Raw genomic sequence first — 11,477 nt, 5'->3', positions numbered from 1 at the left:
TTCCAGAAGACATCTCTTTAGTGCAAGAGTGTTTTTTAGAATTAGCTCCACAAGCAAAAGTAGGAGTTGGCATCAAAAAGAGGCCAAATATTACTAATACTAAAAGGTGGATTGTTTTCATATAAAAATATAGATATTCAAAAGTAAAAAATATATATTTAAAACAGCATAAAAGTTTTGTTAATTTTTTTAATTGTTCATTTATATGAAAGTATCGTACTACTTAAGCTGCGTTATCTGGCAACTTTTTCTAAATTCTGAACTTTTTTAAACGTGATATAAATTAGTAGTACTAATGAGTCAAACAGTTTAAAAACTTCCAACTTTCTTATTGAAATATTTGTTTTAAAAAGCGTTATTTTTTTTGATGACTAACTGGTTTCTAAGATCATTAAGTATGTTATTACACTACTAAAAAAGATGGCTTAAGAGTGAATTCAGCACTAGTGCCACCAGAAACCAACTCCCGCCTCTTGCATCATCGATTGATGATCTATATTGTAATCTATAATGATGCAGTTTAAAAGGAATCATGTAACTCTTACCGCCCCGCAATTGTTCGGACCAAAGGGAGGCCAATTGTGGGGCGGCGCACTTTCATACAGCAATTTGCTTATGTTGAAATGGCTAATTTTTGAGCATCATTGTCATTTAAAATTATATATAATTATAAATAAGACAGGCAGTATATTCTACCTGTCCCATTGTGTTAGTTTAGTTCTACTATAGTACCCTTTGCAGCATAATTGGTACAAAGATCAAAAGCAGTTTGCGCACGTAATTGTCCGGTACCACCCATTAGTATAGAAGCTAGTTTTGCTTCATCATCCTTATAAGAACGTACATTTTGAAAGTATCCTGTTATGGCGTTATATGCTCCGAAAACCGTGCCTTTGGTGGTGTTCATTAGTTGAGTTGGGTCGCTCATGGCATATTCATAAGCATTATCTACCATATTAATAAAACAAGTTGATAGGTCCTCTGTTCTACCTTCTTGTAAGGTTTTAAGAACCTCTTTACTAGGAGCCAGAGCAGAGTGAATGAGCTTTTTTACTTCATTATCTGAAATACGTACTTTTGTCCAGTTATTGAAAATTGATTCCAATTGTAAAGCTAGGCGATCAGAAATCCCCATGACTTTGTGTGCTTGCTCAAGCCTTTGTTTTGCGTTAGAAGTATGGCGTATGCGAACAGTATTAGTTTGGTTTCGCAATGCTGCATTGAGAGTGTTGGCGCATACGATACGGATGGGAGTAAAAGCAGCGGTAATGCTTCCACTTCCATCATGGGAGGTGGTCAAGAACAGGTATTTTTCGATAAGGTCATCATTACCTACACGGATATAGTCAGGTAACTTGGCAGTTATGAAGATGCGTTCCCCATGACCCAATGCTCCAGCTGTCTCGTAGAGCATACCGTCGCCACCCACAATGCTGTCAAAAAAAGAAAAAGCATCTCTATTCTGTACGATTTGGTAGTCTTTACCTACCACTCCCAAAACGGTATCGTTGTCCGTGCGTACGGTACTGAAAAAGTTGGGGACTTCTATGCGCATGTCCTGGAGACTGCTTGTGAAAAGTTTTCTTTTTTCGACTTCGTAGTCCAGGCCTGCGTGTTTGATTGCCTCCGCGCTTGTGGGGTAGTCTTGAATGACTTGCCCTAGATTGTGCCATGCTTTTTCCTTTGTGCTAAAAAAACTGTGTTTTTTTGTTTGCTCATTGAAATTTAAATGGTGTGCCATGATCTAAAAATTTTATGATTACTACTATTTTTATTTCTTCCCAGTCTCCTCAAAAAAATGTTTTCAAAAAGAAAAACGGAGAAAAAGAAAGCAAGAATAAAGGGGCTTAAGGAAGTGGAGAGCAATAAGTCCCGTAGGGTGACAAGTGCAACGCAGTCATTATGTGCTAGCAACATTCTTAAGACACTATCTTAGCTGCCTTTTAGTCCGTTTCGAGTGGAAACTTCCTTACAACTTCTTGTTTTTTCTACGAAAAAATCTCTGCAATTTTATTATCAGCTGGGGGGAATTTTTACTAGTATATAGGAATAAGGTATCTACTATTGAATTGGGAGAAATAGAAACGGCTCCAAATCCGATGGCTGGGGGATGATGCAACTGCAGAAAGTACTGGGGGTGAGAGACGGAATACTGCTGGAATGAAGTGAAACGGAATGAAGCGGTATTATGGCTGGTTTAGACCTGCCGAACAGATGAAATGAATGTGTAAAGGTTAGGAACGAAACAGTGCAAAAAAAAACAGCTGCTGTTTTTCAAGCTGCTGTTTATTTAGTACTGTAAAGGGTCTGTGGAATGGAGAGAAAACTAACTGTTAAATCGATGTGATAAATTGCTTATTTACCAAAAGGGCGCTTATGAAAATGTAGGGTTGACCGACTGGAGCAGCCGAACGGAACAAAGAGAATTACCGAAGAGAGACTGTTTGATTGCCCGTCATACTTTGTGATATAATTAAATTTCTCCATTTATCAGGAAAGAAAGGAGTTTGGAAATAATTATGAGCCAGATCTTTTAAAAAAGGGTATCCTGCTTGATTGGTACGATAATTATACTCAAATTCAGTTTTCTTGTTTTCTATCTTTTTTTTAAATTCTTCAAAATTTAAATCTTTATTAAAGTTTTTTGTCAATCTTGTTTCTGATTGATAACCATCCCTAAAGGATTTTGAAAACAATTGTTCTTCCAAATCATTTTCCTTGTCTTTGACTAAATGTGTAGAAGTTGAATTTATTCCATGGTGAGGCACAAATAATCCTAAATCAATTTTACGTTCAAGAATAAATTCTTTCATGATATTGTATTCTTCTTCCATATCTAATAAAGCGAGATATTCCATTAAAACCGTAAGAATAGGAGAAGTACTATCCGAAAAATAGACCGGTTTAACACCTGTAACAGTGAATCTAATCACATTTTCAATACTGTTATTTGCATCAGGAATAAAGTCTAAGTTTTCTTTTGCATACTTAATTTGTCCCAGAACTAATTTTACATAATTTTTAGCATTCTGTAATTCTCCAAAATCAATAAATAAATTAAGAATACTGATTATAGTTGATGAATGAATGTCAATAAGTGGCCTAGAAGAGACACTATTTTGATTAATAATATTTACTAGTTGTAGATGCATACTTTCGTCATTGATTTTTTTATTATAAAATCTTTCTACATTCAGCAAAAAACAAAAATAGTCCAAATACTCAAAAGTTCTTTTTGTATATCCAATTTGCTCATATCTTCCCGAATGTTCAGAAGACAGACCATCTTTTAGATTAGCAATAGGAATTGTTCTTTGAAAGTATTCTAATAATACTTTATAATAGAAATTAAAAACCTGATCAAAATATTTAGTTACAGCTTTGTCGTTTTCTAAATTGTTCTTTAAAATCCAATGCCAGAACTTTATCACTAAATGGGTTAAATATCTCTTTGCGATTTCAAGATTGTTGTATTCTTTCGACTCTGTATATATGATAAACCCGATAAGCTTAAAAGTTTCGAATAGTAGTTGCCATCTTCGAGAAAGTTTTTTAGATTTTTTCCATTCTTCTTTGGAAAGTATTACTTCCAATAAATCTACGAAATCCGATGTTATCCCATCATTTGTATCTAAATTTACTAAAACTCGATTGAATAATTTAGTGGTTTTTGGATCTACCAGTAAATATTCACCAAAAAGTTTTCCGGAAAACAGAAGTGTCAGGCGTGAAATATCCCAACGATCAAAAGAAGTGTTGACTAAATTATTTTGTGTTGCTACTACAAATGATTCAAAAGTAGCCTGTACACTTCCCTTGATCACACCATTATGTACAATTACAATTTTTAATGGTAATTGGTCGAACTCAGGAAAAGCAGAAACAAATTTATTATAGCTAGCTTGAGTTAAAGAATCTTGAATACCGTCTTTTCCATAAAAGTTGCCATCAGTGATGTCTCTATCTTTTCCACCTTTTAATTCAAAATAAAACCTTTTTTTGATATTATCTTCATCAATACCTATGGCTACTATATCTTTTCCATATTCGGGTAATCCTAGATACTCTGTTGGTTTGGATAAAATAGTAAACCCCATGGATTCTAATAAAATAGGAAAAATTCTATTTAACTCATTTTTTTCAGTTAATGATTCTAAGTACTCTTTGACAATTATATTTTTTATATCCATTACTTAGAAATTTTCAAGATTTTGTTCATAAACAGGAGGGTTTTTATAGGCTCTAGTATCGATCATCATACTTGATTCAAAATAACCTAATGGTAGAATGTCTTCTGAATCATCATTTTTCCACGCTCTTCCTCTGACAATTACCATGTTTTTCATCATGGACAAGAATGAGTTTTTATCCTTATCTATGTTCTTCATCATTTTGGCCTGATTTTCATGCTCTAAACGATAGTATAAATCCATTAGATTTCTTTCGTTTTCTTTAGGATCTAAGTCTTTAATTTTTGCCTTAAACTCACGCATTTTAGAATATTCATCGAAAGCCTTTTGTAAAGGAATTAGAAAATCTTTGTCTTTTTTCGAGTTGGTTAAATTCTTTTTGATGAGATCAAGTAGTGATTCTTGATAAACCTCAAAGATTAATTCAGCTAACTTAGTCTGCAAATAATCTTTTACTTCTTTTAAATTAGACTCTTTTAATTTCAATAAGAGAGGAAGTAAATCATCAATGGAATGAGGATAATTGCAAATACTGTCGATTGCAAACAATTGAGCCTGTTTTTCTGACAACTTTAATAAATTGACTTGATGTACTCCCCCATGAGTAGAAAGAATTATTTTGACAGCCAATAAACTATACTTCCTAAAGTTAAATAAGTCTAAAATTTGTTCTTCTGTTTCTTCTTTGTTTGTGTCTAAAAAATGATTTAGTGAATTCTTAAACAAATCTATTGAATCCCTAAATCCAGATGCATCATATCTTTTTATTAGAATGTCAAAAAGGTATTGTGGGTTTTTGAAATTATGGAAAAAATAGTTGAATACATTGAAATTCTGTGTATTGTTCAGATAGACATTTAACAGATAATATTTTTCATATTCATATTTTTCTAAACTATACTGGATATTTTGAAAAGCACTGTCCGCCTTTTTATGATCTTCTGATTTCAAAAGCTTAACAAGCTCTTTGATGGAATTTTCTTTAATTTCAGCTGATGCATTATCATTTTCAATGAAATTACAAAATAAAACACTTTTTAGATTTACTAATTCAATGGTTATTGGTTCAATCTTATTTAGTAACTCAAATAATTGTTTTATATCTGACCCGTTCGAAAGATTATAACCACTGAATGCTTTCAATGCAGTAATTGGATCTTTTTCAAATATTAAAATAGAATCATCAAAAGTATCATTATGACCTTCATTATATAAGCCAATAAATAAATTTGGAATTAAAACAGAATACTTCTGAAAATCATTTTTAATACCAAATTCAGCTAACTGTTTGGCAAGTGTACTATGATTTTTTCCTAACCCTCTTAGAAAATTATAGATGTAATTTGAAGGGTGTTTCTCGGAGTTATTGTATTCTATGCAGGAGCTTAGAATTACTTCTTCGCAAGCATTTGTAATTATTAAAAACTGAAAATATGGGTCTATAAAATTAGAGCTATCCCTTCTTTTTTGTTTTTTGTCCTTTATGAATTCAACATAGAAATCATAAACGCAAAGTTGATTATTTAGAATGGTGAGGACAAATGCTTTTAACGCATTAATTGAGTTAGTAAATTCCTTACTTGAATCGTCTATACAATATTTGTTTTTCAGGTACTTTTCAAAATCATCTATGAAAAGAAACGTGTCAACAATATTGTCAGGTAGTTTTCTTTTTAATTCCGTTTCGGCAATATTTAATAGTAGCTCGTTAAATAAAAAGGAATCTAAATTAATTTCAAGGTATTGGAGATCCTTCTCTACAATTTTTAATACTCCTTGTTTTAAAAGGACGACATGATCCAGTATTTCGGAAAATTTATATTTACCTTTTCTGTTCTCAAAGGTATAGTGTATCAAATCCGTTATTTTGTCAATATTTTGATTCATGAAATGTACTGTATTTTTTTCATACTTGTTTTTTGAATTTAAGATTATTCAAATATTATTTTAAATGAATTTCTATAAATCCTAAAGCTGTAATAAATTTACAGCTTTCATGATTATCTACTTTACTAAAGTATATAAAAAAACTTGCAAGACATCCAACAATTCAAAATTTATTGGATGTTTTGTAAGGCAGTGTTTTTTTACAATTTAATTCTTAAATAAATCTTCCTTGCCATTTTTAGCAGAATAGAACTCTTTTACTTTTTCTATGTCTAAGCCGTTTATTAATTCATCAATTTCTTGCGCTGAACTAAAAACAAAACGGAAGCCATCACTTTTAATAAATTGGTTAGAACTGGATTGCAAGGCATCGCTATCAATAATCAACAAGTATTTATCGTTTATTATTCTAAAACGGGTTGAAAGGTTAACTGAATAATCAAAGTTCCATTTGCCATAAAGGAATGCACCTCTGTAATTCAAATTCTTGTATTCAATTTTCTTGTCCAGTTCCGTTACTTTATTTTCTATAGCAGTTTGTTTCCATTTTAAAAAGGTCTCTTTTATACTTGCAAGAAATTCAATGAAATCCGGAACTTCTTTATTTTTTAGCATTAACGATGCTTTACGACTCGAACTGTCTGAAGAGAAGCAATCAATGTAATAATCAAAATCGCCTTTTTCATTTGGTTTCCCTGCTTGAATTTCAAAGTTTTTCGACAAATAAGTCGAATTGTAAGTGGCAATTTTTTCCTGACCCAATACATTTCCACTAAACATAAAAGTCACAATCCCTGCGATAATCATAATTTTCTTTAACATACTATTTTCTTTTTAAATTAGATTACAAAACTATTTGCTATTAGTGCAGTCTATTCGCATCGTTTAGTTTTAAATTTACCCTATCAAACTTTTCAACTATGGCCATCAACAAAAATGCTCTTATTCGTTTTCACGCTTTAGACAAATGTTTTAATAATTTCAATATGAAATTTTATTTAGATGATTTACTGGAAAATTGTAATGAAGCTTTATATGAACTCAATCCTGATGGGGATGGTATAAAAAAACGTCAACTTTTTGAAGATATTAAGTTTATGGAAAGTAGTCAAGGTTGGTCTGTGCCACTAGATCGAATTAAAGAAGGGCGGAAAGTATATTATCGCTATGAAACTTCTGATTTTTCAATCAATAAGCAACCTATGAACGAACTGGAAGCCGAAAAATTGAAATCAGCTTTATTGGTTTTGTCCCGTTTTAAAGGAATGCCACAATTTGAATGGGTCAATGAATTGATTTTGAAGTTGCAAGAAGCTTTCAAATTGCAATCGCACGAAAGGGAAATCATTAGTTTTGACGCCAATGAATACCTGAAAAACATTCATTTTCTAGGTGATTTGTTCAATGCTATTTTGTACAAAAAAGTGTTGCAAGTGGATTATCAATCTTTCAAAAGCGATATGATGACTACATTGGAAATTCATCCACATTATCTGAAACAATATAATAATCGCTGGTTTTTAATTGGAAATAATCCGCAATTTGAAAATTTCACCAATTTGGCTTTGGATAGGATTGTTTCTTTTTCGGAAACAAACAAAAAGTATCAAGTTTCCCCAATTGATTTTAATGAATATTTTGATGATGTTATTGGGGTTTCTATTTCTCCTGAATCTACAGTTTCGAAAATCACTTTGTTTGCAACACCCGATTTAGCACCTTATATAATAACCAAACCCTTACACGGTTCACAAAAGAAAATCAGTATTGATGAAACCGGCTTTACTTTTTCTATAGAAGTGATTCCCAATCATGAATTGGAAAAAATGATTTTATCCTTTGGAGCCGGATTGAAAGTGATGGAGCCCGACTTTTTTAAAAATGCTATAAAGCTACGGTTAGTACGCAGTTTGGCCAATTATTAGGCAAACATAGCATTTTCATTGACCTGATTGATTACTTGAATCACTTTCATGGCCTTGTCTTCTTCCGGGAATATACCAAAAACGCCTTGGTCGTGATGTTCATTAAATGGGGCTTGTGTCAGTAATTGTTTTTCTATTACTCCTTTTTGGTTGAGGTACTGGATTATTTTTTGGATGAACGTAATTTGGTTGGCATTCAAATTTCCTTTGGAGATAAAATCCGAGAATAATTGATTGGCAATTTCAATATCTAAACCAACTATATTTCGAACAAACTTACCTAATGGTTGTTCTCCGTATTCTTTTATAAAACGGTCTTTGCTTTCCAAAGCTTCTTTCAACAGGAATTGTTCCAATAGCTCCAATTCATTGCTAGTAATAGGTAAATTTTTATATAATTTATCAATCACCAAATGGGATTTGTTTTTTCTAATAAAGGCTTCTACACGGTCTTTATAACTTTGTAATGAAGTATATGTAGCCAAAAGATCTACTTCTTCAACGCCATCTTTTGAAAGCTCATCAGTAAAGGAAGTATAAACAGGGTCTAGTTTCTTTTCGTCTTTTAGAAACTGGATTAAATCACGAAGTTCTTGACGGATTACTTCTAATTGTTGCACATTAACCGTACTCCAGAATTGTTCGTTTTGTAGTTGTTTGATTGTCGCTATTTTGGCTTGAACGGCAGGAATATTACGTTTCGTAAATAGCATATTCACAATATCATACATATTATCAATGTGTCTTACTTGCGCTTTATTTCCAGTAATCAATGCCAGTTGTAGTTTGTAAACCAATAAATCAAATCGTTTAGCAAATTCGTCCTTGTCTTGGTTGTAATCTATTAAATGAGATAAATTACTTTGTATATTGAGTACATCGCCTTGCAGCAAATTGTTCCATCTTGCTCTGTTTTTATATTCTAAAACATAACGCCAGTGTTTGCGGACTTCAAAACGGGCATCATCTAAATGATCCACCAATAGGTGTAAATCATCCGTGAATTGTACTTGAATGTGTTCTTGTTCTTCGGTTGGGTCTTGCAACTGACGCACTGTCATCACAATTTCCAGTTTTGTATTGAAGGTTTGTTGGGCTAAAGAAAGGGCAGTTTTTTGTGTTTCCCCATCTGGATTATCTCCAAAATATTCAAAATTGCCACAGAAATCAAAGATTAAAAAATATTCTTTGTCTATTCCCGGCGCAAAAATATCCGGACACAAACGCGTGCCTCGACCAATCATTTGCCAGTATTTTGAAGACGATTTTACTTCTTTAAAAAACACTAAGTTTAATACTCTAGGCGCATCCACACCAGTATCCATCATATCTACGGAAACGGCAATTTGAGGCTCTTTTTCGTCGCCTTTATCAAAACAAAATTTCTCTAGAAGATCTTGGGCTTTGTCTTCGTAATTGTCAATTACCCGAAGGAAACTGCCTCCATATTGAGGATAGTTTTTATTGAAGCGTTCCTCTATAAAAACGGCATGTTTGTGGTTTTTTGCAAAAAGAATGGTCTTGCCGAGTTTATCACCTCCGGCAATTTTCTGGCCATTAGTCATCAAATAGTCTAATACTTTATCGATAGTATCGGTGTTGTACAACCAGGTATTGATCTTGCTTTTATCCACATCGCAAACTTGGTTTTCGTCTCCAAATTGGACACCAAATAGTTCTTTGAAACGTATTTTATCTTCCTCTGAAAGGTCTTCATATTTAATCCCTTCCCTTGGGAATTTAAGCGGAATTTTAAATGCTTTGGGTGGCTTTAGATAATTATCCGCAACCGCTTTATTTAATTCGTAAGCGTATGTTGGATTACCATCTTCAATTTCGAATAATCTATAAGTGTTTTTATCCACTTCTGTTTTAGGTGTGGCAGTCAATCCAATTAAAATGCAATCGAAATAATTAAAAATGGATTGGTATTTTTGATACACAGAACGGTGTGCTTCGTCAATGATAATCACATCAAAATGACCGACACCATAAAAACGTTCGTCTTCGTTTTTGAGGCTGTCAATTTTGTTCAGGATGGTAGGGTAGGTCGAGAAAACGACTCTAGTACCATTATCTTCTTTTTCTTTAGTTAAATCAATGGCTGACAAGTGTGGCAAATGTTCTTTGAAAGCATTTTTGGCTTGTGTTACCAAGGCATTTCTATCCGCCAAAAACAATATTCTTTTGGCCCAGTTGCATTTGGTAAACATATCTACCATAGCCGCTGCGGTTCTTGTTTTTCCACTTCCGGTTGCCATGACTAACAAGGCTTTTCTACTCGTTCCTTTGAGTTTGTTTTGGTTGGTGGTTACCAAATGTTCTGCTACCCTTTTGATGGCTTCCAGCTGATAATACCTTCCAGCTATAGCTGTGTTTACCGCAAATTCTCTTAAATCCTTACGGGAAAAACGTCTTTCAATAAGTAGCTGTAATTCTTCTTTGGTATAAAAACCTTGTACTTTTCTATCTGGATAAAAAGTATCGTCCCAAATGTGGGTTTCAAAACCATTACTGTAAAAAATTATTGGACGTTGCCCTGTACTCTCTTCCAAACATTTTGCATAAAGACTGGCTTGATGCTTTCCTTTGGTGGCAGAGTGGATGGTACTTTTGGCTTCTACCACTGCCAGTGGTAACCCGTTATCGCCCCATAACACATAATCTACAAAACCTTTTCCTGATGGATTTGTAGTTAATGGCATTCCTGTAACTTCGAATTCTATTTCTCGCCCTTCTCTCAGCTTATCCCAACCTGCTTCTCGCAATAGTAAATCAATTAGAATAAGGCGTGTTTGATGTTCGGATGTGAGTTCAGGAATAGCTTTTTCAACTGCTCTTTCCTGAAAACGTTCTTCTTTACGTTCGGCAATGAGTTGCAATTGTGCTTCTAATTGTTTGCGCAGTAAACCATTTTCTTCTGCAAGTTTTTCCTGTTCTTTTAACCCTTTTTGAGCTTCGGCACGTTCTTGCTCCAGTTTTTCGGCAAGAGCCTGGAGTTGCTTGGTATTTTTATCATTAGTATCTCCATAAGGAATTACTTTTTCTTCAAATTCGGGAATGTTAGGATTATTTTCGCTGTAATACTTGCTTAAAAAAGTCAAAAAGCGAAAGCTGTTTTTCAAAGATTGTAAAGCTTCTAAAGCTCGAACCGTTTTACCATGCGCTGCATTGTTCCCATTCAATCGTACAATATCCAATTCCATTAACATACTTGGTTTGAGTATATTTTTGAAACTTTCATTGTGGAGTAGGGCACCTAATTTGGTGTCATAAGGCAACTCTAAATCTTCATCATTTTTATACAACCAGAACATTGTTTTCTCCAACGTGCTGCGACACAATAAGGCAGCATAACGTGGCGCTGTAAAGGTGTGTTTTTCGGCATCGGCAATCTCTCTATAGATTTCTGGAAATTCGTGTTGAAGAAAGGTAAAGTTGCTTTTCATTTTCCTAGGTTGATGCCACTAAAATA

The 11,477-nt window shown here is 33.3% G+C and carries 6 protein-coding genes; 1 reads left to right on the top strand and 5 read right to left on the bottom strand.

Going from position 1 to position 11,477, the window contains the following annotated elements; genetic code table 11:
* Positions 1 to 709 precede the first annotated feature (709 nt).
* The 4 genes from HJ01_RS15615 to HJ01_RS15600 form a co-directional block, all read right to left on the bottom strand.
* Entirely contained in the window at positions 710 to 1,741 is a 1,032-nt protein-coding gene (locus tag HJ01_RS15615) for a DUF932 domain-containing protein (RefSeq protein WP_007139459.1), read from the bottom strand.
* A gap of 685 nt (positions 1,742 to 2,426) precedes the next feature.
* Positions 2,427 to 4,190, bottom strand: coding sequence for a hypothetical protein (locus HJ01_RS15610; protein ID WP_007139457.1), 1,764 nt, complete (start codon positions 4,188 to 4,190; stop codon positions 2,427 to 2,429).
* Positions 4,191 to 4,193: 3 nt separating this feature from the next.
* Positions 4,194 to 6,077 (bottom strand): hypothetical protein, encoded by a 1,884-nt coding sequence (locus tag HJ01_RS15605; RefSeq protein ID WP_007139456.1) that lies wholly within the window; start codon positions 6,075 to 6,077, stop codon positions 4,194 to 4,196.
* A gap of 207 nt (positions 6,078 to 6,284) precedes the next feature.
* Complete coding sequence (locus HJ01_RS15600) at positions 6,285 to 6,899, bottom strand: hypothetical protein (RefSeq protein ID WP_007139455.1); 615 nt, start codon at positions 6,897 to 6,899, stop codon at positions 6,285 to 6,287.
* 98 nt (positions 6,900 to 6,997) lie between these two features.
* Between HJ01_RS15600 and HJ01_RS15595 the strand changes: the two genes are divergently transcribed.
* Entirely contained in the window at positions 6,998 to 8,002 is a 1,005-nt protein-coding gene (locus HJ01_RS15595) for a helix-turn-helix transcriptional regulator (protein WP_007139454.1), read from the top strand.
* On the opposite strand, the gene HJ01_RS15590 is transcribed toward HJ01_RS15595, so the two are convergent.
* Complete coding sequence (locus tag HJ01_RS15590; RefSeq protein WP_007139453.1) at positions 7,999 to 11,451, bottom strand: DEAD/DEAH box helicase family protein; 3,453 nt, start codon at positions 11,449 to 11,451, stop codon at positions 7,999 to 8,001. The genes HJ01_RS15595 and HJ01_RS15590 overlap by 4 nt on opposite strands.
* Between the last annotated feature and the right edge of the window lie 26 nt (positions 11,452 to 11,477).

The sequence above is a fragment of the Flavobacterium frigoris PS1 genome (assembly GCF_000252125.1).
GTDB lineage: Bacteria > Bacteroidota > Bacteroidia > Flavobacteriales > Flavobacteriaceae > Flavobacterium > Flavobacterium frigoris_A.
This window is presented reverse-complemented; position numbering and strand designations above follow the sequence as displayed.